Source organism: Flavobacterium bomense (assembly GCF_003970355.1).
In genome coordinates, this window is the sequence record NZ_RYDJ01000132.1 from 862 (window position 1) to 1,317 (window position 456).

Annotated in this window: 1 pseudogene; it reads left to right on the top strand. The window is 32.7% G+C overall.

The window, feature by feature from the left end:
* Window positions 1–456: pseudogene (locus tag EKL98_RS18245) on the top strand (tetratricopeptide repeat protein); the annotation flags it as partial.

A 456-nucleotide genomic window follows, 5' to 3' on the forward strand; every position in this document is an offset into this window, starting at 1 on the left:
AAGCACTCGTTTTAATTGAAGAGTTGAATGAAAAGGTTGGAAAATCGGATCGACGTGAAATGTATAAAACGCAAATTTTGGCACAAGGGAAATTCCAAAATGCCGAAGTGAATATTTTGATTGAAAAAATTAATAAGAACCCAAAAGAGGAGTCCAATTATGTTGCTTTAGTAAAGCTATATTCTGAGAATAATGAAGCTCAAAAAGCATCCGAAATAACAAAAAAACTAGAATTGGAAATTCCAGATTCAGACTGGGCTCAACTGGGATTTTTTCAATTTTATTTAAACCAAAACGAAGTTCAGAAAGCTATAAATGCAATGAATGTAGTTTTGGCAAGTTCCCAAATAGAGGCTAAAATTAAACGGCGTGTTCTGGATGAATTTTTGAATTTTGTTAATAAAAAACCGCAATATTCCCCAGATTTGGAGAAAGCAATGGCTTTTTTTGACAAAG